General features: G+C 63.0%; 16 protein-coding genes. 13 read left to right on the top strand and 3 right to left on the bottom strand.

The window, feature by feature from the left end:
* The first annotated feature begins 82 nt into the window (after positions 1-82).
* The 5 genes from FKP22_RS02180 to fahA are packed head-to-tail and all read left to right on the top strand — an operon-like array spanning position 83 to position 5,633.
* Complete coding sequence (locus tag FKP22_RS02180; protein WP_141284743.1) at positions 83-1,741, top strand: FAD-dependent oxidoreductase; 1,659 nt, start codon at positions 83-85, stop codon at positions 1,739-1,741.
* 15 nt (positions 1,742-1,756) lie between these two features.
* The gene (locus FKP22_RS02175; RefSeq protein ID WP_141284741.1) at positions 1,757-1,984 is read left to right on the top strand and encodes a DUF2783 domain-containing protein; all 228 of its coding nucleotides are present in this window, start codon (positions 1,757-1,759) and stop codon (positions 1,982-1,984) included.
* A complete protein-coding gene (locus FKP22_RS02170; RefSeq protein ID WP_141284739.1) occupies positions 1,981-2,955 on the top strand; it encodes a Bug family tripartite tricarboxylate transporter substrate binding protein in 975 nt (324 codons plus the stop codon). The genes FKP22_RS02175 and FKP22_RS02170 overlap by 4 nt, the downstream gene beginning before the upstream one ends.
* Positions 2,956-2,974: 19 nt before the next feature.
* Positions 2,975-4,294: a homogentisate 1,2-dioxygenase gene (gene hmgA, locus FKP22_RS02165; RefSeq protein WP_141284737.1), complete on the top strand. Its 1,320-nt coding sequence runs from the start codon at positions 2,975-2,977 to the stop codon at positions 4,292-4,294.
* A 13-nt stretch (positions 4,295-4,307) separates the two neighbouring features.
* Entirely contained in the window at positions 4,308-5,633 is a 1,326-nt protein-coding gene (gene fahA, locus FKP22_RS02160) for a fumarylacetoacetase (protein WP_141284735.1), read from the top strand.
* Between the two features lie 312 nt (positions 5,634-5,945).
* Here fahA and FKP22_RS33675 read toward each other — a convergent pair whose 3' ends face one another.
* Positions 5,946-6,098 (bottom strand): hypothetical protein, encoded by a 153-nt coding sequence (locus tag FKP22_RS33675; RefSeq protein WP_231011170.1) that lies wholly within the window; start codon positions 6,096-6,098, stop codon positions 5,946-5,948.
* A 46-nt stretch (positions 6,099-6,144) separates the two neighbouring features.
* On the opposite strand from FKP22_RS33675, the gene FKP22_RS02155 reads away from it, so the two are divergent.
* From FKP22_RS02155 to FKP22_RS02115, 8 genes are all read left to right on the top strand, one after another.
* Positions 6,145-8,106, top strand: a complete 1,962-nt coding sequence (locus FKP22_RS02155; protein ID WP_231011171.1) for a peptidase domain-containing ABC transporter — start codon at positions 6,145-6,147, stop codon at positions 8,104-8,106.
* Position 8,107: 1 nt separating this feature from the next.
* On the top strand, positions 8,108-9,367 hold the full coding sequence (locus tag FKP22_RS02150; RefSeq protein ID WP_141284731.1) for a glycosyltransferase family 4 protein: 1,260 nt from the start codon (positions 8,108-8,110) through the stop codon (positions 9,365-9,367).
* Between the two features lie 58 nt (positions 9,368-9,425).
* Complete coding sequence (locus tag FKP22_RS02145; protein WP_141284729.1) at positions 9,426-10,214, top strand: hypothetical protein; 789 nt, start codon at positions 9,426-9,428, stop codon at positions 10,212-10,214.
* A 24-nt stretch (positions 10,215-10,238) separates the two neighbouring features.
* Positions 10,239-20,459, top strand: coding sequence for a calcium-binding protein (locus FKP22_RS34330; RefSeq protein WP_141284727.1), 10,221 nt, complete (start codon positions 10,239-10,241; stop codon positions 20,457-20,459).
* A gap of 56 nt (positions 20,460-20,515) precedes the next feature.
* Positions 20,516-21,898, top strand: coding sequence for an HlyD family type I secretion periplasmic adaptor subunit (locus FKP22_RS02135; RefSeq protein WP_231011172.1), 1,383 nt, complete (start codon positions 20,516-20,518; stop codon positions 21,896-21,898).
* Positions 21,899-22,542: 644 nt separating this feature from the next.
* Positions 22,543-22,989, top strand: a complete 447-nt coding sequence (locus tag FKP22_RS02125; protein ID WP_231011173.1) for an H-NS histone family protein — start codon at positions 22,543-22,545, stop codon at positions 22,987-22,989.
* A 150-nt stretch (positions 22,990-23,139) separates the two neighbouring features.
* Entirely contained in the window at positions 23,140-24,702 is a 1,563-nt protein-coding gene (locus FKP22_RS02120) for a C25 family cysteine peptidase (protein WP_170200712.1), read from the top strand.
* Positions 24,703-24,709: 7 nt separating this feature from the next.
* On the top strand, positions 24,710-24,973 hold the full coding sequence (locus tag FKP22_RS02115; protein ID WP_141284723.1) for a hypothetical protein: 264 nt from the start codon (positions 24,710-24,712) through the stop codon (positions 24,971-24,973).
* A gap of 157 nt (positions 24,974-25,130) precedes the next feature.
* Here the strand turns inward: FKP22_RS02115 and FKP22_RS02110 are convergent, their stop codons facing one another.
* Together FKP22_RS02110 and FKP22_RS02105 are read right to left on the bottom strand one after the other, a co-directional pair.
* Positions 25,131-26,009, bottom strand: a complete 879-nt coding sequence (locus FKP22_RS02110) for a WcbI family polysaccharide biosynthesis putative acetyltransferase (protein WP_141284721.1) — start codon at positions 26,007-26,009, stop codon at positions 25,131-25,133.
* Positions 26,010-26,069: 60 nt separating this feature from the next.
* On the bottom strand, positions 26,070-26,491 hold a 422-nt coding region (locus FKP22_RS02105; RefSeq protein WP_170200711.1), incomplete at its 5' end, for an ATP-binding domain-containing protein.

Raw genomic sequence — 26,491 nt, 5'->3', positions numbered from 1 at the left:
CGAAGCCACCCAATACGTCGACCCTCGGGTGTGGACGGCCGAGCGTGACCGCCAGATGTGGGAAACGCTGGAGGGCTGAGCCATGGCCGCGGTCGAAACCGATTTCCAGCAACTGCGCTTTGGCTACCAGCGCAGCGCCGACCAGGACGCCGTCACGCCGGTGCGCCGGCCGGTGGTCGTGGTCGGCGCCGGGCCGGTGGGCCTGAGCCTGGCCATTGACCTGGCGCAGCGCGGCGTGCCGGTCGTGCTGCTGGACGAGGACAGCCAGCTCTCGGCCGGCTCGCGCGCCATCTGCTTTGCCAAGCGCACGCTGGAGATCTTCGACCGGCTGGGCGTGGGCGAGCGCGTGGTCGCCAAGGGTGTGAAGTGGAACGTCGGCAAGGTGTTTTTCGGCAACGAGGAAATCTACCGCTTCGACCTGCTGCCCGAGCCCGGCCATGAGCGGCCGGCCTTCGTGAACCTGCCGCAGCATGCGGTCGAGGGCTACCTGGTCGAGCGTGCGGCCGAACTGCCGGAGCTGGACCTGCGCTGGCATCACCGTGTCACCGGCATCGCCCAGCAAACAGACCACGTGCGGCTGACCGTCAGCACACCCGAAGGCGACTACACGTTGGAGGCAGAGTACGTGGCTGCCTGCGACGGTGCCCGCTCGCCGCTGCGCCAGATGCTGGGCCAGGAAAGCAGCGGCCGGGTGTTCCGTGACCGATTCCTGATCGCCGATGTGCGCATGAAACACGCGCAGCCGGCCGAGCGCTGGTTCTGGTTCGACCCGCCCTTCCATCCCGGCCAGAGCGTGTTGCTGCACATGCAGCCCGACGGCATCTGGCGCATCGACTTCCAGCTCGGCTGGGACGCGGACCCGGAGGTCGAGAAGCGGCCCGAAAACGTGCTGCCGCGGGTGCGCGCCCTGCTGGGTGAGGACCAGGACTTCACGCTCGAATGGGCCAGCGTGTACACCTTCGCCTGCCGCCGCATGCCGCGCTTCCGCCACGGCCGGGTGCTGTTCGCCGGCGACTCGGCGCACGGCGTGTCACCCTTCGGTGCCCGCGGTGCCAATTCCGGCGTGCAGGACGCCGACAACCTCGCCTGGAAACTCGCCGCCGTGCTGCAAGGCTGGGGCAGCGACGCCCTGCTGGACAGCTACGCCGACGAACGCGAAGCCGCGGCCGACGAGAACATCCTGAACTCGACCCGGTCCACCGACTTCATCACACCCAAGAGCGAGATCAGCCGCGTCTTCCGCGACGCCGTGCTGCAGCTCGCCAAGCACCACCCGTTCGCCCGCAGCCTGGTCAACAGCGGCCGGCTCTCGCTGCCCAGCACGCTGACCGGCTCGACGCTGAACACGGCCAGCGAGACACCCGAAGGTTGCCGCATGGTGCCCGGTGCGCCGGCAGCCGATGCACCACTGCAAGCCAAGGGCGATCAAGCGCGGTGGCTGCTACGCGAACTGGCTGAGCGCGACCGGGGCTTCACGCTGCTGGTCTTCAATGAGGCGAACGATTGGTCTGACGCCGCATTGCGCCACGCCGCTGAAGGCTTGGCGCCGCTGCAGTTGCTGCACCTGCGTCCGCAAGACGACACGCAAGGCCTGCTGGCGCAACGCTACGCGCTGTTGCCCGGCAGCGCGCTGCTGCTGCGCCCCGACCAGCACCTCGCCGCACGCTGGGAGCGCCTGTTGCCCGACGCGGCAGGCCAGGCCGAACTCCGCGCCGCGCTGCAGCGCGCGCTGGCCCGCTGAACACCGGACACCAAGATGGCCCTGATCCTCACCCCCAACCTGGCAGCCCCCGACGACTTCTATGAAGCCCTGATCGCCGCGCACCAGGACCTGGACACCGCCGCCAGCCACGCGCTCAATGCGCGCCTGGTGCTGCTGCTGGCCAACCACATCGGCGAGCTTCCGGTGCTGCTCGAAGCGCTGCAGGCCGCGCGCGACAGCGGCCCCGCGCCCAAGAACAACGACCTGAGAGACAACGCATGACCGCCACCCACGTTTCCCGCCGTGCCGCCTTGCTGGCGACCTTGGCTTCGACCGCCTCCCCGCTGCTTGCGCAGGCCCAGGACCGGCCGCTGGAATGGGTGCTGGGCTACGCGCCTGGTGGCGGCTCGGACGTGGTGGCCCGCACCGTGGCCGATGCAATGAGCAAGACGCTGAACCGGCCCATCGTCGTCAACAACAAGCCCGGTGCCGCGACCAACATTGCCGCCGACTACGTGGCCAAGTCCAGGGACTACGGCAACGTGATGCTGACGGCTGACTTCGCCACGCTGGCCGCCAACCCGGCGCTTTTCAGCAAGCTCAGCTACAACGCCGAGAAGGACTTCACGCCGGTCGGCCTGCTGGCACGTTTCCCGCTGCTGCTGGTGGTCGCGCCCAATGTGCCGGTGAAGAACTGGAAGGAATTCCTGGCCTGGGCCAACAGCCATGCGGACGGCACCAGCTACGCCTCGGCCGGCGCCGGCAGCCCGCACCACCTGGCGACCGAGCTGCTGCGCGAGCGCACCGGCCTCAAGCTGATCCACGTGCCCTACCGAGGCGCCGGCCCTGCTGTCACCGACCTGCTGGGCGGTCAGGTCCCATTCGGCATGATGGACACCGCCAGCGTGCAGCAGTACCTGGGCAGCGGCAAGCTGAAGGCCATTGCGGTGGCCAGCCCGCAGCGCCTGAAGGTGCTGCCTGAGATCCCGACCTTCGCCGAACAAGGCCTGCCGAACTTCGTCGCTTATGCCTGGCAGGGCCTGGTCGTGCCCACCGGCACGCCGCCCGAAACCGTGGCCAAGCTGAACAAGGCCTTGCAGGCAGCGCTGGACAGCACCTTTGTCAAGGCCCGCTTCCAGACGCTGGCGCTCGAAGCCCTGCCCGGCACGCCGCAGCAGATGGCCGACCACGTGCGCGCCGAGCGCGAACGCTGGGGCCAGCTGATCCGCGCGAACCACATCACCCTCGATTGATTGATGCACCTCTTTTTCCATGTCTGACACATCCCTCCGCTACCTGAGCGGCTTCGGCAACGAGTTCGCCACCGAAGCCGTGGCCGGCGCCTTGCCGCAAGGCCGCAACAGCCCGCAGCGCGCGCCGTTCGAGCTTTATGCCGAGCTGGTCTCGGGCACCGCCTTCACCGCGCCGCGGCATGAGAACCGCCGCAGCTGGCTGTACCGCCGCCAGCCTTCGGTGGTCGCTGGCCGCTACCAGCCCTATGCACAACCTCTTTGGGTGACCGGCAAGCCCGAGGGCGCAGTGCTGCCGCCCGAGCCGCTGCGCTGGGGTCCGTTCCCGATGGACGATGCGGCCGCGCTCGACTTCGTCGACGGCCTGCGCACCGTCGCGTCCAACGGCGACGTCGAAGCCCAGCAAGGCCTGGCCGCGCTGGTCTACGTCTGCGGCCGTTCGATGGACCAGCGCGCGCTGGTGAATGCAGATGGCGAGATGCTGCTGGTGCCGCAGCAAGGCCGGCTGCGCATCACCACTGAAATGGGCTTGCTGGACGTCGCGCCCGGAGAGATCGCACTGCTGCCGCGTGGCATCGCCTTCAGCATCGCGCTGCCGGACGGGCCATCACGCGGCTACGTCTGCGAGAACCACGGCGCCCAGTTCCGCCTGCCCGAGCTGGGCCCGATCGGCTCGAACGGCCTGGCCAATGCGCGCGACTTCCAGGCCCCGGTCGCCGCCTTCGACGACACACCCATCGGCCCGGCCGGCAGCTACCAACTGGTCAAGCGCTTCGGCGGCCGGCTGTGGGCGGCAGACGCGCACCGCTCGCCGTTCAACGTGGTGGCCTGGCACGGCAACCTCACGCCGGTGAAGTACGACACCCAGCACTTCATGACCATCGGCTCGATCAGCTTCGACCACCCCGACCCGTCGATCTTCACGGTACTCACCTCGCCTTCGGACACGCCCGGCACCGCCAACTGCGACTTCGTGATCTTCCCGCCGCGCTGGATGGTCGCCGAAGACACCTTCCGCCCGCCCTGGTACCACCGCAACCTGATGAGCGAATTCATGGGCCTGGTCTACGGCCAGTACGATGCCAAGCCCGAAGGCTTCCGTCCTGGCGGCGCCTCGCTGCACAACTGCATGGTGCCGCACGGCCCCGACCAGGAAGCCTTCGAGAAAGCCAGCGGCGCCGAGCTGAAGCCGCACAAGCTGGACCACACACTGGCCTTCATGTTCGAGAGCCGCTACCGTTTCATTCCCACCGATTACGCGATGCAGCCCAGCGGCGCGCTGGACGCCGACTACCCCGCCTGCTGGGCCGGCCTGCAAGACCGCTTTGCCGCTTCGAACTGAAATGAATCTCCCGATGACCGCATCCTCCGACATGACCCTCAACCCGGCACTGAGCAGTTGGGTAACCTCCGCGAACGCGGCCGAAGCCGACTTCCCCGTTCAGAACCTGCCCTACGGCCGCTTCCGCCGAGCCGGCAGCGCAGACGCCTGGTGCATCGGCGTGGCCATTGGTGACCAGATCCTGGACCTGAAGCTGGCGGCCGACGTGCCCGGCTGGGCCGACGGCCTGAAGGACCTGCTGCTGCCGCTGGCCGCTGGCGAGCTGAACGACCTGATGGGCCAGCCCGCTGCGGCCCGCCATCAGTTGCGCGCCGCACTCTCGGCAGCGCTGCTGGCCAACAGCGTGTACGAAGCCGCGCTCGCGCCTTGCCTGCTGCCCCAGGCCGAAGCCGAAATGAGCGTGCCCTGCCGCATCGGCGACTACACCGACTTCTACACCGGCATCCACCACGCGACTACGGTCGGCAAGCTGTTCCGGCCGGACGAGCCGCTGCTGCCCAACTACAAGTGGGTGCCCATCGGCTACCACGGCCGGGCTTCGTCCATCATCCCCAGCGGCCAGCCTTTCCATCGGCCCCAAGGCCAGTTGAAGCCGCCCGAGGCCGAGCTGCCGTTCCTGGGCGCCACCAAGCGGCTGGACTATGAACTGGAGCTGGCCATCTACGTCGGCCCCGGCAACGCACTGGGCGAGCCGGTGAGCCTGGCGCAGGCCGAGTCGCACATCTTCGGCCTGGGCCTGCTGAACGACTGGAGCGCGCGAGACGTGCAAGCCTGGGAATACCAGCCGCTGGGCCCGTTCGGCGCCAAGAACTTCGCCAGCACCGTCTCGCCGTGGATCGTCACGCTGGAAGCGCTGGCCCCATTCCGCGCCGCCTTCGAACGCCCTGCAGGCGACCCCGCTCCGCTGCCCTACCTCGCCAGCGACGCCAACCAGGCCAGCGGTGCGCTGGACATCCAGCTCGAAGTCTGGCTGCAGACACCCAGGATGCGCGAAGCCGGTGAGCCTGCCATCCGGCTCAGCCAGTCCAACTATCGCGACGCCTATTGGACCGTGGCGCAGCTCATCACCCACCACACCATCACCGGCTGCAACCTGCAGCCTGGCGACATGCTGGGCAGCGGCACCCTCTCCGGCCCGCAGCCCGAACAAGCCGGCTCGCTGCTGGAACTCACCAACGGCGGCAAGCAGCCGATCACGCTGCCCAACGGCGAAACCCGCCGCTTCCTGGAAGACGGCGACACCATCACGCTGCGCGCCTTCTGCCAGCGCGAAGGCGCGCGCCGCATCGGCCTGGGCCACTGTTCAGGCACGGTCCTGCCGGTGCGCGCTACCACCTGAGGGTGCCCCCAGGCCTGCCGCCATAACGGCCACCCGAAGCCGGCCCGGCCGGCAGCATAAAGTGCTTCCTCCCTAATTTGGTGGATGTGGTCACCCCACAAACTTACCCAAACGCATAAGCAGCTGCCTAGACTGCAGTGAAGTTTTGCAAAGAGGTGCCGCAGGTCAAGCGGCGATGCCTCTCTGACAAAGCTCACACAACAACACAGTCAGGGCGGGGGCCATGGATTTTTCGCATTGGCGGGGGCGCTGGGGTGCTCCTGCGCGTGAGCAGCAGCGCGGTTTCATCGAGTTTTCGGCACAGGTGCTGCCTCAGTCGCAATGGCTGTGGGCCTTGGGCTCCTTGTGTGCCCTGCACCAGCGGCCCTTCTCGGCCGGCTTGGTGCTGCGCGAGTTCCCACCGCCGTGCAGTGACAGCAGCTTGCTGGCCGCCGCGCGGCAATTGGGCTTGCGGTGCGAGCCCATGCCGCTTCCGGCACAGCCCGAGGCGTTGGCAGCCCTCCTGCCCCGCTTGCCGCTGCCCCTGCTGGTGAACTTGCGGCCCGCAGCAGAGGATGCCACCGAGGCCTCTGCGCAGCTGGCCATCATCACCACCGTCGACACGGCGCCCGTTCCACCCGGCTCGGAGGCGGGCACCGCCCTGCAAGTCCTGCTGTTCAAGGCCAATACCATCGAGCCCTTGCGCTTGAGCGTGGCAGAACTTCTTCCCATGCTCGGCGGCACGGCATGGCTCAGCAAGCCCAGCACGCCCCAGGTGGCGGACCCGGACGCACCGCCTAGCCAGACCGCTTTTGGTTTCCGTTGGTTCGTGCCCGAGTTGCTGAAGCACCGCCGCGTATGGCGTGACGTGCTGCTGGCCTCGCTGGCCTTGCAGGTCATCACGCTGGCCACCCCGCTGTTCACCCAGGCCATCATCGACAAGGTGGTGGTGCACCGCACCCAGAGCACCTTGATCGCCATCGGCGTGGCGATGGCGCTGTTCATCGTCTTCACCAGCCTGCTCAGCTGGGTACGGCAATACCTGGTGCTGCACACCGGCAACCGGGTGGACGCCGTGCTGGGCGCCACCGTCTGGGGCCATTTGCTGGGCCTGCCCTTGCGCTACTTCCAGCACCGGCCCACGGGCGTGGTGGCTGCGCGGCTGCACGGGGTGGAAACCATCCGCGAATTCGTCGCCAGCACCGCGGTGACGCTGGTGCTGGACCTGCCCTTTCTGCTGATCTGCCTGGGCGTGATGCTCTGGTACAGCCCCTTGCTCTCGGGCGTGGTGGTGGGCGTACTGGCGCTGATCGCGCTGGCCAGCGCGGTGGTGGCGCCCATCTTCCAGGCCCGGCTGGCCGAGCAATTCCAGTTGGGCGCGCGCAACCAGGCTTTTCTCACCGAACACATTGCCGGCTTCGAGACCGTGAAGTGCCTGCAGATGGAGCCTTTGCTGCGCCAGCGCTATGGCGGCTTCCTGGCGGCCTACCTGCAAAGCGGCTTTCACACCAAGCAGATTGGCAACACCTACAACGTCGCCGCCAACACCCTGGAACAGCTGATGACCCTGGGCGTGCTGATGCTGGGCGCCTGGGAGGTGATGACCGAGCCCAGCTTCACCATCGGCATGCTGGTCGCCTTCCAGATGTTTGCCGGCAAGCTCAGCCAGCCGGTGATGCGCCTGGTGGGCCTGTGGGCGCAATTCCAGCAGGCCCGCCTGGCGGTGCAGCGCCTGGGTGACGTGATGAACGCACCCACCGAGCCCCACACGCTCACGCCGCAACGCGCGGGCGGCGGGCTGGCTGGAACCGACCAAGGCCGCATCGAAATCCAGAACCTGGCCTTTCGCTACGCGCCCGAATTGCCGTTGCTGTTCGAGCACTTCCACCTGACGATTGAACCCGGCCAGGCCATTGCCATCATGGGCCCTTCGGGCAGTGGCAAGAGCACGCTGGCCAAGCTGATGCTGGGCTTCTACCCGCCCAGCGAGGGGCAGATCAAGCTCGGCGGCGTGGACATTCGCCACCTCGGGGCCAACGAGCTGCGCAGTGCCTTCGGCGTGGTGCCGCAAGACACCACGCTGTTCAGCGGCAGCATCTTCGACAACCTGCGCGCCGCCAACCCCGGCGCCACGCTGGATCAAGTCGCCGCCGCCTGTCGCATGGCCGGCATCCACGCCACCATCGAGGCCCTGCCCCAGGGCTATCAAACGGAGATTGGCGAGCGTGGCGTGGGCCTCTCCGGTGGGCAGAAGCAGCGCCTGGCCATTGCCCGCGCACTGCTCAAAGGCCCCAAGGTGCTGATCTTCGACGAAGCTACCAGCGCGCTGGACGCCCAAACCGCCGAAGCCTTTGCCGCCACGGTCAACCAGCTCAAAGGCAAGGTCAGCATGGTGTTCATTGCGCACGGCTTGCCCAAGGCACTGAAGGTGGACAGGGTGGTGACCATTGGCGCAGTCCCGGACGGCATCGTTTCGGAACAGGGAGATCGCTGAGATGAGACTCCTGATCATTCACCAGAACTTCCCAGGCCAGTTCGGCCACATGGCGCTGGCCTGGGCTGCCCGCCCCGGCTGGGATGTGCGCGCACTGGGCCGGGAAACCTCGCCCGGCCTGCCGGGCTTCCAGAAGCTCTACCGCTACAAGCTCGCACGTTTGGGCCGCAAAGAGCAGCACCCCTACCTGCGCCAGATGGAAGCCGCCACGCTGCACGGCCAGGCCACCGCGCGCGCCATGCTGCAGCTGCGCCAAAGCGGCTTCACGCCAGACGTGATCCTCGCCCACCCCGGTTGGGGCGAAACGCTCTACGCCAAAGACGTGTACCCGGACTCAAAGCTGGTGCACCTCTGCGAGTGGTACTACAACGCCGAGGGCGCGGACCTGGGCTTCGACCCCGAGTTCCCGCTCACGTTTGACGACCGGGCTCGCATTCGCACCTGGAACGCGCTGCACACGCTGAACCTCACGAACTGCGACGTGGCCATCAGCCCCACGCACTGGCAGCGCAGCCGCCACCCGGAATTCTTCCAGCCCAAGATTCAAGTGCAGCACGAAGGCATTGACGTGGACTCACTGGGGCCGGCCCCCCAGGCCTGCATCCGCACGCCCAGCGGAGAGCTGCTGCGCGCGAACGATCCTGCCAAACCCGTCATCACCTACGTGGCCCGCAACCTTGAGCCCTACCGTGGGTTTCACATCTTCATGCGGGCACTGGAGAAGATTCAGCAGCAGCACCCGAGTTGCCACGCGGTGATCGTGGGCGGGGACGGCGTGAGCTACGGGCGCAAGCCCAAGGACGCGGCGAACTGGCGTGAACAGATGCTGCGCGATGTGAAGCTGGACCCGTTGCGCACGCATTTCATGGGGCGCATTCCGCGGGCGGAATACATCAAAGTGCTGCAAATCTCCAGCGCACATGTCTATCTGAGTTATCCGTTTGTGCTCAGTTGGTCCTTGCTGGAGGCAATGGCGTGTGGCACTCCTTTGATTGCGAGCAATACCTCACCTGTGCGTGAAGTGCTAGTCCACGGGCGGAATGCAAGGCTAGTGAAGTTCTTTGATGCTGGAGCCTTGGCTCATGAGGCGCTAGCGCAGATTGATTCCGGTGCCGATCAATCAGAGCACGCTCGCGGGGCGCGTTTGGATGTGCAGAAGTACAACCTACGGGATGGACTAACTGGGTATGGACGAGCCATGGCAATGCCCAGTTCGCCGGTGGATCTGCCTAGCTCAATCCTAGAAGACGTGACAAATTGAGATGGCCGGATTAAAAGCCAATATTTGTAAATCCAGATTGGGAACAAGGGAGTCAAGCATGAATTTATCTCGAACGCTTCTTTCATTTTTTATCGCGAGTATGGTTGTTGGCCAAGTCGGCGCCGCCATGACGATATCCACGTTTGAATTCTATAGGGAGCCAGAAAACGGCGATAGCAAGGGACAGAGAAGTGACCCGGCTTGCAAAGACATTCTGTCATATATCAATGAGTCACGGTCCAGTGGGCTATTCTTGAGTAGCGGCTTACTTACGCATGGCCATGAGCGCATCAAGTCGGTGATGTGGGAGACTTTGGATAAGAAATTATATAGAGCCGGCTATATGCAACTGATGAGTAGCTGGACTGGTGAAGGTTTGGAACTCGGATTGCGCGAGTTCGAGTCTCAAGATTGGGCGTTGCAGCGTACAGCGCTTTATCCCAACTCATATCATTTGATTAATACTCCGCGACCTGAGCAGTGGTTATACCGTTTGGTTTCCCTGAAGCGAGACGGTTGGGATACAAGTTCCAGAACGGCCGAGCGGCCGGTCAAGAATTCCATATCAACGCTATCTTGGTTTCCATCGGATGCAACTTCTTGGGTGGGGGATGATAAGGGTAATCGATCGGCCGAAGATCGGTACATGGGGTTCCAAACAGGGCCAAGGCAATGGCTGATTCGCGATGGCGCCCACTACGCCATTTATCAATTCGTAGTGGCAAAAGCAAAGAATGCTGCGGAGCCTGCCGAATTGCATCTGCAAGTTACTCAGTTGAGCATGTTTGATAGATTGCAACCCACATATCCATGGGTATGCTCATTTCGCGCAGATTATAGAAATTAATAGAAACCAGCAGGAGGACCAATCATGACCATTACAGCCCATTCATTATCTCAGAATCAATACAATACGCTACTTTACAACATCTTGCTGACGCTTGAGCAAAGTGGAGATCCGGCTACCACAGCATACACTGATGGCAAAGGGATACCCACCATCGGAGTTGGCTTCAATTTGCAAAATAGCGATAAAGTTGATGCCATCTTAAATATCGCGTTTGGGGGAATTATAGACAAAGACCTGACTAAATCGCTGGTCGCCGTCGCCACCAAAAATCCAACCACTAACAAGGCGTGGGAGCCTAACTTGAATGGTTCGGATGCCAAGCCATTGAATGATCTGCTGAATGCGACCATGTTGGAGTACCACAAGACTCACGCGAGTTCGCCTAGCACGTTTGTGCTGGATGTGGGGCAAATTCAATCGGTATTCAACTTCCTGGTACCTGGGTTCGAACTGGATGTTAATGGATTTCTTTCTAAATATCAAGTTGGCAACTTTGATCTCACCCTTGAGAAGCTGGCACTGATGTCGTTAGGTTGGGGAGGATCAAAGGGTGCGAGTCCAGCAAACTTGTTAGGTCCCGGCTTAGGCCAAGCCCTCAAAGAGGGAAATCGAGCTGAGGCATGGTATCAAATCCGGTATGGATCAAATGGTGGCGCTTCTCCAAGCGGCGGCGTTGCTGCGCGTCGGTATCTTGAGTCCAATATCTTTGGTTTGTACAACGGTGCTCAGGCAACCGAGGCCGACGCCAAGCAGATCGAAGCCAAGCAGATCTATGGCATGCTGACCCAGCATCGGTCAGAAATTTTTGGCTACGATGCCAAGTGGAGCGTCTCGCCAGATGGGAAGGTGGCCAACGGTACCAATTATTTGGTGGGCGCTCAGGGTAATTATGATCAGATCGTAAAAAACGCCAATTTGGAATTGGCTGGCAGCGGCAATTTGCTGCCTTCAGGGGCAGTGCCTACGTTGGTCCAAGCCCTGTCCTTGGCTTACAGCTCGTTTGTCTCATACGCGAATCGACTTCATGGCGCCAATGCACCGGATGTCAACCAATCTGTGATATCCAATGCCGCAGCCATCTATTTCAAAGCAGATCAGACATCGGTAGCACAGCTGGATGCACGTGTCGATGACGCGCGTTCGGGCAACCGGCTGAACAATAACTTGATGGTCGGCGGTGAGAAAGGGGATGTGATCTACGGCGGGACGGGGTTGGATTACCTCTTGGGCCAGGCCGGCGGTGACGTGCTAGATGGTGGCGCTGATGATGACACTCTGATTGGCGGTTTGAACAATGACACCCTGAAGGGCGGGCTGGGAAAAGATTCATATATATTCTCCACCGGCGATGGATTGGATAGCATCGTCGACCAAGACGGCCTCGGAGAAATCCGAATCGGCGGGACAGCTCTCTCTGGTGGAACGTCCGTCCAGCACGTGCTGGAAGGTAATTTCGACGCCTGGGTGGTCGATGATTTCCAGTACATCTACAGCTTGGACAACGATCATAAGACCCTGGTCATCAGTGGTCTTGCCTTGGGCGACGGCAACGAGATAACGATCTCGAATGTTGACGTTGATAAGTTGCTTGGAAGTGCAGGCTATTTAGGAATTAAACTGCAGCTCGAGAAGAAGGTCGATGTGCAGCCGGGAGCCAATAGTAACCCCTATGCTCAAACGCCGGCTGGTAGTCAAACCTTGGCGGGGCCGACTGCCGATATTCTTGAGCGAGGCGGCAGATCGTTCACCATCAGCCTGAACAGCGCCGCTGCTGCTGGCGACACGCTGACTTTGGCCCTGACAGGCGGGGCTTCGGGCCAGTTCAAAGCCATTCTTGGCGACAGCACGGTCACTGCCAATGGCGCGGTCATCACGCTGGCCGAAGGGCAGACCCAGGTGACTTTTGCCTTGATTGAAGATGGCGATGTCACCGCTGATTCCACCTCCACGCTTTCGGTGAATTACGTCAGCCAGGGCGCGAGCGTCAACAGCAACAGCGTGGCGATCAATCTGCATGACACCGGGGTCATCTCCAAAACCTTCAATGGCGATCAGCGGCCGGCGAACCTGACTGGGGCCAATCACGATACCTATGACTGGGCTTCCACCACATGGCAGGCCAACGGCACGCTCACGGGCGGCGTGACCGAAGTCAATTTCTCGGACGTCATCCACGGTGGCTCTGCGGCAGAGCAGATCAATGGCCTGGGTGGCAATGACGCATTGGATGGCGGGGCGGGGAACGACAGGATTGATGGCGGCGAAGGCGATGACCTGATTGGCGGCGGCACCGGCAGTGACTACATCCAGGGCGGCAACGGGAATGACTACATCAGCAGCAGCGCCACGCTGAGCACGCTGCAGCGGGAAAAGACGACAGACGATTGGAATCCGCCGGCGGGCCAGCAAGTTATCACCGAAGGGGCGCGCTGGGGGATCTACCTCGCCGGCCCTTACTCAAGTGTTTGGGATGGTGTCAATGCGCCGGTGGGTTCCGATGGCGACGTAGTGGACGGCGGAGCCGGGAACGACAACATCATGACCTCCGCTGGCAACGATCGCGCCACCGGAGGTGCAGGGCAAGATGGCATTGACGGCATGGGCGGTGATGACATTCTCGAAGGTGGCGATGGGATGGATGCCCTCATTGGCGATTACGACATCAACCAGGTAGCCGGGCAATACCATGGCGCTGACTTTTTGGACGGTGGTGCTGGGAACGATTACCTCAATGGCAGTGGCGGCAACGACCAGCTCTTTGGAGGCGCAGACACCGACTTGATGTACGGCGATTCAGACGACAACCCCGACGTGGGCTGGGCCATCCGCGACGTCTCGTTCCATGGAAATGACTACCTCGACGGGGAAGATGGCGACGATCGACTGTTTGGCGGAGGCAAAGGCGACACCCTGTATGGTGGTGCTGGCGGCGACACGCTATGGGGTGATGTATCCGCGAACCTTGCCAAAAACTACTCCGACCAGACCTTGCTGTGGGGTGATGATTTTCTAGATGGAGAAGATGGTGTTGACATCCTCGTTGGCAATGGAGGCGAAGATTCACTTTATGGCGGAGCAGACAACGATTCGCTGTGGGGCGATGATCCCAACCTGGCCCTTGAAGGAAGGTATCAGGGCAAGGATTATCTGGATGGGGAAGACGGCGCCGACCAGTTGGTGGGCGGTGGTGGTGATGATACCTTGTATGGCGGCACGGGTTCCGACGCCATTTGGGGTGACGACAACGCCACGTATCTGGACCCTCAGTATAATGGCGACGATTATCTAGATGGTGAAGCCGGCACCGACCAATTGGTTGGCGGGGGCGGCAATGACACGCTGATTGGCGGTGACGATGCCGACATCATGCTGGGTGATGCCGATGACATTGCGGCCGAATATCATGGCACTGACAATCTGGACGGTGGCGAAGGCAATGACACCCTTTTCGGCTATGGCGGGGATGACACGCTGCTGGGCGGCGCTGGTGACGACTGGCTGGCGGGCGAAGACGAAACCGACAGCTCGGTCGTTTCCGCCTATTCGGGAAATGACTGGCTGGATGGCGGAGACGGGAACGACACACTGATCGGCGGCAATGGCAACGACACACTGATCGGTGGTGCCGGCACGAACAACCTCTACGGCGGCGCGGGGGACGATCTCTACATCCTGGATGTGGGCGACAGCGTCGGTGAAAGTCCTGCCAGCGCGCAACAGGCGGGAGCAGTGGCTACGGCCGGCCCCTCCACGCCCGTAGGCTGGGATGCAGATTTCGGTGCGGTGGCGATCCCGATTGCCATTCCTCGGGCACCGCAGGGCGTCACGGTCGATTCTGCCGTCGCCCAAGTTCACGACAAGCAGATCGCCGTTCCGGACCAGTCCACCCGCGACGTGGATGGGGCCGGTGCGCAGCTGTCCGCTGCCCCCAATGCCTCGGCGGCGCCCGTGAACCTGATAGGCGATAGCGGCGGCAATGACACGTTGCAGGTCAACGGTGATTTCGCCGTGGCGGACACCGATGCGGACGGGTCGCTCACGCTGTCCCTGGGGGATCCGGCCCAAGGGCAATATCTGACATTGCGCAATGCTTATTTTGGCGCAATGACCAATCTGAACATTGGTGGCGACAGCGTCCTGCTGCGGGATTGGGTGCAAGACAAGGTCACGACAAACTTCACCTTCTCATTGGATGGCGCACCGGTTCATCAGGTTTTTGGCGCCGGTGGCAACGACACGATTTTTGGAACCTACACAACGTCTGCCATGGAAATATTGGATGGCGGCTGGGGTGATGATCACATTTTTGGGTATGGCGGGGCCGACTCTCTCATTGGTGATGAGGGTAATGATTATCTCGATGGCGGTGATGGAGAAGATGTATTGGACGGCGGGGCCGGAAATGATACCCTGATGGATTACGACGGTGGAGACCTCTTTCGAGGCGGTACAGGCAACGACTCAATTTATGCACTCGGTAGTAGTTCATATATGTTTAACTTGGGCGATGGAAACGACACCATTGGTGTCGGCGGCACGTTGCCACCCGTTCGGGATGCCCCCTTCAGTACATTAAATTTTGGTAGCGGGATCGCGACGAGTGATATATCTCTTTCGAGAAGCTATCGGCAATATTATGACCCGGATAAGGATGAATGGATAAATGGTCCCATTGACTTGCTGATTAAAATCATCCCATCGGGCGATTCGATATTAGTTCAGAATTTCTCATGGAATAACGATCCGTTCGGGGTGGTTACTCCGCAAAACCCTCTCCAGGAGATTGATTTTGCCGATGGAACCATCTGGAGCCTCGCTCAGATTTGCGATCTAATCACTGCCGGCACAGTCGGCGATGACTACATTGACGGATTTTCTCGGCCGACCATTATAAATGGGGGGCTAGGAAATGATACGTTGGTCGGTCATTCTTCGATCGGTGGGGATACTTTGGCGAGCGGGGATGGTGACGACTTCTTGCAAGGCAATGGCTTGTTGCACGGGGATGCGGGGAATGATTCCCTGGGCGGTGGGGGGTATCTCTATGGAGATGCAGGCAATGATTATTTGTCTAACTACAGTCCGGAGAGCGGATACATTTCTGCAACATTGGACGGCGGGGATGGAGATGACTCCTTTGAAATAAGAGGCGTTCCATGCACGGTGATCGGAGGAGGTGGAGACGATTGGCTGCAGGCCGCAGGATCTGTGTATACTGAAGGTGGAACCGGTGAGGATACCATCTTCGCTAGCAACGAACAGATCATTGGCTTTCGCCGTGGCGATGGCGCGGATTTGATAATGTATGACGGTTTTTCCGGATCGGCAGGGCCGGCAATATTCGATATTCTTGGAATATCTGCCAGTGACGTCAAGATCAGGCTTGCCGGTACAGATGATCTTGTGTTGGATTTTGGTGGGCTTGATCGGATAACGATAGATTCATACTTTGACGCGAATCAGTCTGCCTCTTATGGTATTGAGATCGACGGCGCAGAGGTGCAGTTACTTTCGAGTTTGATTATCTCAGGGACATTCGGCGCTGATTCGATGGTGGGTACCGCGGGCGATGATGTGATGTCTGGAAGCATTGACAACGACACTTTATCCGGTGGAGCGGGTAATGACGGGCTGCAGGGGGGGCTTGGCAATGACAACCTGACTGGAGGGGATGGCGCGGATACATTGGTGGGAAGTTTGGGCTCCGACAGGATGCTCGGTGGCGCGGGAAATGATGTCTACTTCGTCGATGAGTCTGATGCAGCCGTTTCGGAGAATGCCAATGCTGGGTTGGATACCGTTCACCTGGTGGTCGCTTATGCTCCCAAATCCACTTACACCTTGGCCTCTAATGTCGAATCACTGCTGCTCGACGAGGGGACGTCGCAATGGCTGAATGGCAGCGGCAATGATCTGGCCAACACTGTGACTGGGAATTCTGGCAGCAATTCGTTGGCTGGTGGTACTGGTGGCAACGATACCTTGTTTGGTCTGGCGGGTGATGACACGCTCGATGGCGGCACTGGCACCGACAGCCTGGTGGGTGGTCTCGGAAACGATACTTATGTGGTGGATGTTGCCGGAGACATCATCGTTGAGCAGCTGAACGAGGGCGTGGACACGGTGAAGGCCGCGATCAGTTATACGCTCACCAGTAATTTTGAAAACCTCACCCTGTTGACCTCTTCCGCCATCGATGGTGTGGGCAATTTGAATGCCAATGTTTTGACGGGCAACTCCTCGGCCAATTCATTGAGCGGGGCTGATGGCAACGACACGCTGGTCGGCGCCGGGGGGGCCGATACCTTGTTGGGTGGCCTGGGCGATGATGTTTTTGTGTGGGACTCCGGAACCGTCAGTCTGATTGAGAACTCGGGAGAAGGCGCGGATACTCTGCAAAGCAGCCTGACGGTGACGCAGCTTGCCGACAACGTAGAGAACCTGGTCTTGACCGGTGCTGGCATCATCAGCGCTACCGGGAACACGCTTGCCAACCGAATCACTGGCAACGGCGCGGACAACGCGCTCTACGGCGCTGGCGGCGATGACACGCTGGATGGAGGCGCTGGCTCGGACGCCATGTATGGCGGCCTGGGCAATGACGTGTACGTCATAGACTCGGCAAATGACTCGGCCAACGAGACTTCCGGGCAGGGCATCGACACGATTCAGACCGCAGTTAACCTGCAGGGCAGCTTGGCTTCCGAAGTGGAGAACCTGGTGCTGCTGGGATCCGAAGCGCTGAACGGCACCGGCAACGGACTCGCCAACGCGCTCACCGGCAACTCCGCGAGCAACACACTGACCGGCGCTGCGGGCAATGACACACTGGACGGCGGGGCCGGCGCGGACAGCCTGGTCGGCGGCACCGGCAATGACCTGTACGTCTTGGACGACGCCGGCGATCTGGTCACCGAGAACTCTGGCGAGGGGACCGACACGGTCCAGTCCTATGTCTCCGTCGCCGGGCTCTTCGCCAACGTTGAAAACCTCACCTTGCTGGGCTCCGATGGATTGAGCGGCGTGGGCAACGGGCTCAACAACCAGCTCATCGGCAATCTTGCCGGCAACACCCTGGATGGCGGCGCCGGCAACGACATCATGAAGGGCGGCGCCGGGGACGACGTCTACCTCGTGGATTCGGCCAGCGACGCGGTGACCGAAATCTCTGGCGAAGGCACTGACACGGTCCAGACCACGGTGAGTTTGTTGGCTGCCTTGGCCAATAACGTCGAGAACATCACGGTGCTCGGCAGCAATGCCTTGCAGGTGACCGGGAATACGCTGGCCAATGTGCTGACAGGCAATGTGGCCAACGACACCCTGATGGGCGGCAACGGCAACGACACTTTGGATGGCGGCGCTGGCGTGGACAGCCTGGTGGGGGGCGGCGGCAATGACGTGTATATGGTTGACACGACGGGCGACGTGGTTGCCGAAGATGCCAGCGCAGGCACCGACACCATTCGGACCACGGTGACCCTGTCCAGCTTGATCACCAACATGGAGAACCTCGAACTGCTGGGCGACCAGGCACTCAGCGGCACTGGCAATGACAGCGCCAATCGGTTGACGGGCAACTACGCCAACAACGTGCTCACGGGACTTGCCGGCAACGACACCCTGGATGGCGGTGCAGGCGCGGACAGCCTGGTCGGCGGCGCGGGCAATGACGTCTACGTGGTGGACGACTATGGCGATGTGGTGACGGAAAACGCCAGCGAGGGGACGGACACGATCCAGACCTACGTGACGCTCAGCAATTTGGCAGCCAACATTGAGAACGTGCTTTTGCTGGGCAACAACTGGCTGAGTGTGACCGGCAATACGCTGAAGAACACCCTGACCGGCAATGCCGCGGCCAACACCCTGGACGGCGGTGCCGGCAACGACGCGATGCTGGGTGGTGCGGGTGATGACGTCTACGTGGTGGACAGCACAAGCGATGTGGTGACAGAGAACCTGAACGAAGGGTTGGACACCATCCAGACCACCGTCACCCTGCTGGGCAACTTGGTGAGCAATGTCGAAAACCTGGTGCTTCTGGGCTCGTCGTTGCTCAGTGCCACTGGCAACGAACTCGACAACCAATTGGTCGGCAACTCCGCGAACAACACCCTTTCAGGAGGCGCCGGCAATGACACCCTGGACGGTGGTGCCGGCGCGGACAACATGAGCGGAGGCGATGGCAACGACACCTATGTGGTGGACAGCGCCGATGACCTCGTGACCGAAGCGGCCGGTGCCGGGACGGACACGGTGCAGACCAGCGTTCAGTTGGGGGCCTTGAGTGGCACTGTCGAGAACCTCGTGTTGTTGGGGGCGAATGCCCTCAATGCCACGGGCAATGACCTGGCCAACCTGCTGGTGGGCAATTCGGCCGCCAATGTCTTGGACGGGGGCCTGGGCAGTGACGTGCTGCAAGGCGGTGCGGGCGACGATGTCTACCTGGTGGACGCCACAGGGGACTTGGTGACCGAGAACCAAGGCGAAGGTGTGGACACCATCCAGACCTCCGTCGCCCTCCAGGGCAACCTGGTGAGCAACGTGGAGAACCTGGTGCTGCTTGGGTCGGCCGGCCTGAGCGCCACGGGCAACGAGCTTGGCAACTGGCTCACCGGCAACAGCGCAGGCAATCTGCTCACAGCCCTGGACGGGAACGACACATTGGACGGTGGGGCTGGCGTGGACACCATGCGCGGCGGCGTGGGCGACGATGTTTATTTCGTGGATACAGCGACGATGGGGAACACCCCCGGCGACGTGGTGACCGAGAACTCGGGCGAAGGCACGGACACGATTCGGACCACGGTCAGCCTCACCGGCTTGGCGAACAACGTGGAAAACCTCACCATGCTGGGCACCAATGCCCTGAGTGCGATTGGGAACGGGCTTGCCAACGTGATGACGGGTAACTCGGCCAACGACACCCTGACTGGTGCCGGCGGCAATGACACCCTGGACGGTGGCGCTGGCATGGACAGCTTGGCGGGTGGCGGCGGAAACGATGTCTACGTGATAGACGACGCTGGCGACTCGGTCTCGGAGGATGCCAGTGCAGGCACGGACACCGTTCAGACCTACGTGAGTGTGAGTCTCTTGGGGCCAAATGTCGAAAACCTGGTGTTGCTGGGAATTGGGGACCTGAGCGGCACGGGCAATGACCTCAACAACCAGCTCACCGGAAACGCGGGTGCCAATGCCCTGAGCGGAGCAGCCGGCAATGACACGCTGGACGGCGGCAGTGGTGCGGACCGCATGTCGGGTGGCGCTGGCAACGACGTGTATGTGGTGGACGGCGTCGCCGATGTTGTCACCGAGGACGCCAGCGCTGGTACCGACACCATCCAGACCACCGTCACGCTGAGCGGGCTGGCCACCAATGTCGAGAACCTCATGCTGCTGGGCACCGACGCATTGAACGGAACCGGCAACACGTTGAAGAACCTGCTCACCGGCAACACCGCGGCCAACACGCTTACAGGCAATGAAGGCGCCGATACGTTGGTGGGTGGCCTTGGCAACGATTACCTCATCGGGGGCACAGGAAACGACACCTACCGCTTCGCCGTGGGCGACGGGCAGGATCTGCTCAGTGACAGTGACAGCACGGCTGGCAACTCGGACTGGCTGGAGTTCGGCACCGGCATCAACGCCAGCACCGTGCTGGTCAGCCGGGTGGGCAACGACATGGTCATCAAGTCCAAGACAGGCACCGATTCGGTCACCATGACGGGTTGGTACAACGGCACGGCGTACAAGGTCGAGAACGCGCGTTGGGGAGATGGCACAACCTCGACGGCCGCACAGCTGGAGGCTGCGGCGGCAGGGTCTGGCAGTTTGGCCATTGCACCTGGCACACCTGAAGTCGGTATCGACGCCTTTGACGCTGACGAGCCCTGGATCGGGCGGAAGTTCTGGGGTGGCGCCGTGCGGCACGCCCTGGTGCGGCGAGACACCACTTCAGCAGGTGTGGACACACAGGTACCTTCAGTCCCTGCTGTGGGCATGCTCTCGCCAGTCCTGGTTGCATGGCATGGGTTAAACGCCAAGATGGCGTTGTGGGGTGAGCGCGTCGACCTCATGGAGGATGTGACAGGCGCTGATGGCTCGGCCGGATCGCCTCAATGGGCTGGCGCGGCCTTGGGCGGAGGGGATGCAAACGACGCAGCGATGGCCTCGCGCAAGCACCGCCCCAATGCGCCATCGCCGCGGCGCGATGAACTGATGGGTTGGCTGTGAGCGCGCCGGGCCGTCCCAAGGGCGAACACCGGAGTGCGCAGCACGAAGGTTCACCAGTGAGCGCGGCCTGGGACTTCGCGCCCGATCTGCTGGCCCTGCAGGAACGGCCTCCAGCCAGCATGCCGCGTGTGGTGGGCGGTGTCGTGGTGGCTGCCTGTGCGCTGATGCTGGCATGGGCGGCCTGGGCCAAGCTGGACATCGTGGCGGTGGCCGAGGGCCGGCTGGTGCCGCAAAGCCTGGTGAAGCTGGTGCAGCCGGCCGAAGCGGGGGTGGTGCGCGAGATCCTGGTGAAGGAAGGCGACACCGTGGCGCAAGGCCAACTGCTTTTCCGCATGGACCCTCGCCTGTCGCAGGCAGACAGCTCGGCTTTCGAGCGGGACGTGTGGCTGAAAACCTTGAGCCTGCGGCGGGCTGAAGCCGAGTTGGCAGAGCCTTCCAGCTTGAGCCTCGGCATGCTGATGGGAGACGGCACGCTTTTGGGTGACAACCCCGGAAGCCAGGCAAGGGCCCGACCCGATTGGCTGCCGATGCTTGCATCCCAGGTCCTGGCGCAATACCAGGCCAGGCGACGTGCCCATCTGGATGCCATCGCGCAGGAGCAGAACACCCTGGAGAAAGCCCAGGCGGAAGACGCCGCCGCGCGGCAGGTGCTTGAGAAGCTGCGCGCCACCTTGCCGGCGTATCGGCAATCTGCACTGGCCTACGACAAGCTGCACAAGGAAGGCTTCGTGGGCGAGTTGGCAGCGGTGGAGAAACAGCGTGAGGCCATGGAGCGCGAGCAAGACATGAAGGCGCAGGCTGCCACGCTGGAAAGCCTCCAGGCGGCGATTGCCCAGGCACGGAGCCGACTCACCGCCCTGCAGTCCAGCTACAGGGCGGATCTGGAGAACGAACGGATGGAGTTGCAAACCCAGCTGGCCAGGTCGAAACAGGACCTGCAAAAGTCCAATGTGCGAGACGAGTTCCTTGAGATCCGTGCGCCGCAGGCAGGGGTGGTGAAGGACCTGGGCGTCACCACCGCAGGTGCCGTGGTGCAGGCAGGCACCTTGCTGATGAACCTGGTGCCGCAGGGGGACCTGCTGCAGGCGGAAGTGCTGCTCAAGAACGAGGACGCCGGTTTTGTGGTGCCCGGCCAGGTGGCGCGCATCAAGGTGGCGGCCTATCCGTTCCAGAAGTACGGATTGATCGATGCGCAGGTGCTGCAGATCAGCGCGGATGCGACGGACCCGAAGCCGGGTTCAACGCAAATGCCCCTGCCAGCCCAAGCGACCTACAAGGCCTTGATCGCGCCCCAAGCTGCGCAGCTCTCGAACTATGGCCAGCGGCTGCAGGCGGGCATGATGGTGAGTGCGGAAATTCAGCAAGGACAGCGCACGGTGCTGGAGTACCTGCTCTCCCCTGTGCAGAAGGTGCGACAAGAGGCCGGGCGGGAGAGATGACCGCCTCAGGCAGCGCAGCCGCGCGCCCTCACAGGCGCGCCCAAAAAGTTTCGACTCGAAACAGCCGGCGCTTCGTCGATGGGACGCAGCGCTCGGAAAGAGAAATCTTGCGGGTAAACCACGAGATTGGCGTCAAAAATGGCGCCCGTCCGTGCAAAAGACGGCGGCTTCTCGGCAGAACCCCTAATCCCGAGAGAAACCCGGGGCTGGCCCGAATCCTGCAGATGAACGATAATGAGGGGCTGGCCGGAGCGCTTCTATCGTCTCATTCGTCTTACAGGGGAGGTGATCCAGGGTGAAAGCCTTGGGCGTTCATGATTTCGGGGGTCAACCCCGAAGGATCCGGCAGCCGTTGTTGAACCATTTTGTATTTTGAGGAGCGCATTCTGGCCAAGGACGATCCCAAGACCTCCATCGACGCTGGTGGTCTTCGTTACCGCTCGAAAGTAGCGGGTTCTCCCTTCTCTGCGACGGGTGCGTTTGGCGCCGCCACCATGTCGTGTTTCCTGTGTGGCAAACATCGCCCACGTGCCCAGCTGAAGTCCCGTAAGCTGCTGGGCAAGGCACAGGCGGTCTGCGCGCCGTCTTGCCGCGAACTTGACCAGGCTGCTCAAGCCTGATCCGCTGCGCACCGCGCTGGCGCGGTGCGCAGCCTCTTCTTCTTCGGGTTCCCCATTCCGATGCACGAGCATGAGCCGGCCGATGATGCGCGTCTGGACGCGAACGCTGACGCCGAACCCGGTGCCGACCGTCCGCTGAACCGACGCGAACGCGGCGTGGTGCTCGCCCGGATCCAGGCCTTGATGGAGTTCTGGGGCATCACGATCGACGACTTGCTGCAGGACACCCCGGCCCCCGAACCGGTCTTGATTCCCGACCTGCCGCCCAAATACCGCCACCCCACGACCGGCGAAACCTGGGACGGCCAAGGCGCCCAGCCCGACTGGCTGCGCCGCGCGCTGCTCAAGGAAGGCATGCGCGTCGAAGAGCTGCGCCAAGCTGCGCTCGCGCCGCCGCCCCCACCACTCGTCGAGCCTGCGGCCGACGATGCTTCGCCCGCCGCCGACGACACGCCGCCCGCCGGCCACTGAAGCGCGCTGCCCTGCTTTACCACGCCTGCATTGCGCAGCGCGGCAGGGCAAGCCCACAATCCCTCGCTGCCCACCGCCAGCATGCCAAGCCGGCACGCCTGGCAATCGCACGCAGCCAATACCAACCAAGGGACCAAGGGGAGATCGTCAATGGCAGAGGACAAACTGATCCTCATGCACCGCGCGGCGCTGCAGCGCAAGTACGGTGAAAAAGGACTGGCCAAGGTCGATGCGGCGCTCAAGCGCCTGGTCAAGGCCGATGCACGCCGCGGTTTCGACAGCCGGGTGATCCACCTGGACGATGCGGCCACGATGAAGCCCTGGGGCGGCGCCGTCTCGGCCGAGCCCACGCCCAAGGAAATCAAGCAGGCGGTGGACCGCCTCTACGCTGCACTGTCTCCGCACTACCTGCTGCTGCTCGGCGGACCCGACGTGCTGCCCCTGGTGCCGCTGCGCAACCCAGCCTTCAGCACTGCCAACGGCGACCCGGACAAGCTGGTGCCCAGCGACCTGCCCTATGCCTGCGACGCCGCCTACAGCACCGACCCCGGACGCTTCCAGGGCCCTACCCGCGTCGTCGGCCGGCTGCCGGACCTGCCCGGTGCGCGCGAGCCGAGTGCACTGACATTGCTGATCGACGCGTCGGCGCGCAGCATCTCGCGCCCGCGCAACGACTACGCCCAGGCCTTTGGCATCAGCGCGCAGGCCTGGGAGGCATCGTCCAGGCTGAGCATGAAGACCCTGTTCGGCAGCGCCAGCGCGCTGCACCTGGTGCCGCCACAGGCCTTGCCATGGAAGCCGGCGGACCTGGCTGCGCGGCTGCACTTCATCAACTGCCACGGCGCCAAGGACATGCCAGAGTTCTATGGCCAGCCGCCGGGCGTCAGCGAGTTCCCTGTGGCGCATCGCGCACGCAGGCTCAAGGGCCGCATCAGCGCCGGCACGGTGGTGGCCGCCGAATGCTGCTATGGCGCCCAGTTGTACGACCCGGCGCTGGCCGTGCCCTCCGGCGGTGGCGTGGACGAGCCCGGGATTGCACTGGCCTACCTGCTGGACGGCGCCAGCGCGGTGTTCGGCAGCACCACGATTGCCTACGGCCCCAGCGAAGGCAACGGCATGGCCGACCTGATCTGCCAGTACTTCCTGCTGCAGGTGCTGGCCGGTGCGTCGACCGGCCGGGCAATGCTGGAAGCCCGCCAGCGCTTTGCCGGCGCGCGCACCCACCTGGACCCCTGCGACCTGAAGACGTTGGCCCAGTTCTGCCTGCTGGGCGACCCTTCGCTGCATCCTGTCGCCTTCGAAGGCCACGCGCTGAACCGTACCAAGGCCTTCAAGAAGGCCTTTGCCGGCACGCAGGACCGCACCGTGCGCGGCCTGCGGCGCGAAAAGCTGGCGCGAGACGGCCAGTTGCTGGGCAAGGCCTTGCCCAAGCTGGTGAACAGCGAAACGGCACCCGGTGAAGCCGCCACCACCACCTTGCGCGCAATGCTGCGTGAGTCCGGCCTGGATCCCAGCCTGGCCCCCGTCAGCTTTGAGGTGCGCGGCGGGTTGCAGGCACAGGCCAGCAAGCGCGTGGTGCACCTGGTGAACGGCCGGCGGGCGCTGAACCCGACCGAACATCCGCTGAACTCGCCAGCAGCCGGCCTGGTGGCGTTGGTGTTGACCGAGCAGGACGGCGAACTGCTGCACGTGCGCCGCCTGCATGGCCGCTGAAACCGCCATGTCCACCAACGACCCAAACGCCTGCACCGCCAGCCTCTGCGGCCGCCTCGAATCGGCCGAGCGCGCCCGCGGCAGCAAGAGTGAACACCAGGCCACGCTGCTGCGCGACGATGCGGGCGACCTGCACCCGCTGCGCCGTGCCGGCGGCTCGCCGTTCACTGACCCCGCGCTGCAGGCACTGGAAGGCCAGCGCGTGAACCTGCATGGCCAGCCGCGCGACGGTTATTTCCTGATCATCCGCATCGAAGTGCTGCCCGGCTGAACCCGTCAGCCAGCCCGCGCTGGCCCTGCCGCAGGTGCAAGGCGACCTGGGCAAGGTGTCAACATCGCGCTGCATGTGCGCGAGCGGCTGCAGGCGCGCTACAGGCAGGTGGGCGACGATTTGCGCCAGGCAGCCTGGGCCCGGCAGGTGACTCGCGTCACAAGGACTCGGTTGCGGTGGCGGGTGTCGACCAGGCGGCTTTCAGCGCATCACCGAGGTGGGTGTACAGCGCGTAGCTGCGCTTGATGAGATCGGGCAGGCCAAAGAAGCAGCCGCCGCGCGAGTCGGCCTGGCGGAAGACCATCGGTGTGCCGTATTTCAGTCCGTGGGCCTGCGCCAGCTCCTTGTACACGGGCCACAGCACGGAGCCGGCCAGCGGGTTCTTCACATAGGGCGCGGGGAACTGCGGCAGTGTCAAGCCCAGTTCCTTGGCCAGCCGCACGCCATAGGCCTGGAACACGACCGAGGTCGGGTGGTTGAAGGTCATCAGCGTGGGAAACTGGCGGACCAGGCCCAGGAACTCCTTGGCGAAGGGCACGTCCACGTCCTTGTCCCGCGCCAGCAGTTCCTTGGCCGATCTGTCGTAGGCCTGGAAGTAGCCGCGGCGCTCGTATTCGGCAGCGTTGAACATGGCCCGGCACTCGGCTTCGGAACGGCCTTCGCAAAAGGCGTCGAGGATGATCTTGCTGTGGTAGTCGCCCAGCGGCGATTGCAGGCGCGCGCTCATTTGGCCGACATAGGTCACGTCCGGATGGAGACCGTCGAAGAACAGGTTGGTGATGGTCTTGACCTTGGCCGTGCGCTGGCGCAGCTCGTCGGTCGAATAGCCGCCATGCTCACCTTTGACGGGAAAGGTGAAGACGTGGGTATCGGCGCGGTCGAGCAAGGGCTGCAGCTCGGCGTCGATTTCGGCGAAGCGCTTGGAGCCTCGCTCATGCACCGCAATGCTGCGGGCGGTGGCGATGTCCGGCAATTGCTCCAGCATGTGCGCCAGCGGCGCGGCCTGGCAATTGCCGATGACGATGACATTGGGCATGAATGAACTGCCTTCCCCGATCTTGAAAATTGAGTCCGTGCCCGCGATCGTGTGTGCGGGTCATGTGGTGCGCAGCCTGTCCAGCAAGCCACTGGCGCGGCGCGTCGGCAGCGAGGCGGCCTGGGTCATCAGGCCGGGTCGCGGCGCGAGCAGCGAAAACGCCTCACGGGCTCGGGTAATGCCGGTGTAGACCAGTTCGCGCGACAGCAGCAGGCCTGCCTGTTCGGGCAGCACCAGCGCAGTATGCTCGAACTCGGAGCCCTGGCTCTTGTGCACCGTCATCGCAAATGCAGATTCCACCTGGGACAGCCGGGTGACTGCGACCGAGCGGAGTCTCGGGCCGTCCAGGAACCAGGCGCGCAGGTTGCCGCCATCCCCGGCCGCTGGCAGCACGATGCCAATGTCGCCGTTGAACACGCCCAGCGCCGAGTCATTGCGCGTCACCATCACCGGCCGGCCGATGAACCACTCGCCGCGCACCT

The sequence above is a fragment of the Ideonella azotifigens genome (assembly GCF_006519715.1).
Lineage (GTDB): Bacteria > Pseudomonadota > Gammaproteobacteria > Burkholderiales > Burkholderiaceae_C > Ideonella > Ideonella azotifigens.
Note: the sequence above shows the minus strand (reverse complement) of the source record. Positions and strands in the feature narration are given on the sequence as shown.

Bases quoted from the DNA above. Each gene is read 5' to 3' on its own strand.
- FKP22_RS02180 (WP_141284743.1), top strand. From the start codon at position 83: ATGGCCGCGGTCGAAACCGATTTCCAGCAACTGCGCTTTGGCTACCAG.
- FKP22_RS02175 (WP_141284741.1), top strand. From the start codon at position 1,757: ATGGCCCTGATCCTCACCCCCAACCTGGCAGCCCCCGACGACTTCTAT.
- FKP22_RS02170 (WP_141284739.1), top strand. From the start codon at position 1,981: ATGACCGCCACCCACGTTTCCCGCCGTGCCGCCTTGCTGGCGACCTTG.
- hmgA (WP_141284737.1), top strand. From the start codon at position 2,975: ATGTCTGACACATCCCTCCGCTACCTGAGCGGCTTCGGCAACGAGTTC.
- fahA (WP_141284735.1), top strand. From the start codon at position 4,308: ATGACCGCATCCTCCGACATGACCCTCAACCCGGCACTGAGCAGTTGG.
- FKP22_RS33675 (WP_231011170.1), bottom strand. From the start codon at position 6,098: ATGGGCTCGCACCGCAAGCCCAATTGCCGCGCGGCGGCCAGCAAGCTG.
- FKP22_RS02150 (WP_141284731.1), top strand. From the start codon at position 8,108: ATGAGACTCCTGATCATTCACCAGAACTTCCCAGGCCAGTTCGGCCAC.
- FKP22_RS02145 (WP_141284729.1), top strand. From the start codon at position 9,426: ATGAATTTATCTCGAACGCTTCTTTCATTTTTTATCGCGAGTATGGTT.
- FKP22_RS34330 (WP_141284727.1), top strand. From the start codon at position 10,239: ATGACCATTACAGCCCATTCATTATCTCAGAATCAATACAATACGCTA.
- FKP22_RS02120 (WP_170200712.1), top strand. From the start codon at position 23,140: ATGGCAGAGGACAAACTGATCCTCATGCACCGCGCGGCGCTGCAGCGC.
- FKP22_RS02115 (WP_141284723.1), top strand. From the start codon at position 24,710: ATGTCCACCAACGACCCAAACGCCTGCACCGCCAGCCTCTGCGGCCGC.
- FKP22_RS02110 (WP_141284721.1), bottom strand. From the start codon at position 26,009: ATGCCCAATGTCATCGTCATCGGCAATTGCCAGGCCGCGCCGCTGGCG.